Here is an 880-nt window from a genome sequence, read left to right as displayed (position 1 = left end):
GCTGTTGACAACCGTTGCCCCAAAAGAGGTCGCACTTCTGTCAACGAAACGTCCGCGCAATCCATCGATTGAGTCCATTTCGATGATCGCTCGTCGGAAGTAATCCTTGAAGGTGGCGAAGGCAGCATCGCGGAAATCACCCTTGTCGATTTGGTCGAACTGCCGCTTTGCTCGGTAGCGTGCCATCGAGGGGCGTGTGGCCGACGGCTCATGGGCTACCTCCGCCGCAGCTGCAGGTACAGCTTCAGCTTCGATGATGCGTCGAAGCTCCTGCACGACATTTAGGTAAGCGGTGTTTGGATTGGCCCATGCGCTGATCGCCTTGCCGTCAGTCGGCGCGGCCTTCAGTTGGCGCAACTCCCTCATCGCTTTCCAATCGCATTCCTCCACGATGATCGGCACTACACGGGCGGTCCCTGCGGCGTGGCGTTCAAGCGCGCGTCTCATTTCGCGCTCGACACAGTAGTCGGATGCGATGAAGTCGGGGCTCACCAGGAGCAGGAACAGGTCGGAAGCCTCCAGTTCCCGTTCAATCTCAGCGTCCAGTTCGCCACCAGCCAAGATGTTGCGATCATACCAGGTCTCAATACGCCCTTCCCTTGTAAGGTTCTTGAGGTGGACGTGCAGCCGATCAAGCGCGGCCTTGTCGTTATGGGAATAAGAAATGAATGCCCGCATCTGCTCAACTCAAATGTTTAATGTTTGTTCATGATTTACCCAAAGCGCTACCTACGTGAGACACGGCCTGTAGCGCTTGAGCCCGAAACCACTGTTATACTGTCTACAGTCAGCGCTTCTTGTTCGACTGGGACAACACCGAAGCGGCAAGTGTCTTTGTCTTTTCAGAATAGCGATCGCTGCGAAGTACCTTTGACGCGAG

At 55.6% G+C, this 880-nt stretch carries 1 protein-coding gene; it reads right to left on the bottom strand.

The features are described from left to right. Positions 1-678, bottom strand: a 678-nt coding sequence (locus tag C8029_RS04990) for a toll/interleukin-1 receptor domain-containing protein (RefSeq protein ID WP_152002399.1), incomplete at its 3' end; no start/stop codon positions are given. Positions 679-880: the final 202 nt, after the last annotated feature.

This window comes from Roseobacter sp. TSBP12 (assembly GCF_009129705.1).
Taxonomy (GTDB): domain Bacteria; phylum Pseudomonadota; class Alphaproteobacteria; order Rhodobacterales; family Rhodobacteraceae; genus Celeribacter; species Celeribacter baekdonensis_A.
This window is presented reverse-complemented; position numbering and strand designations above follow the sequence as displayed.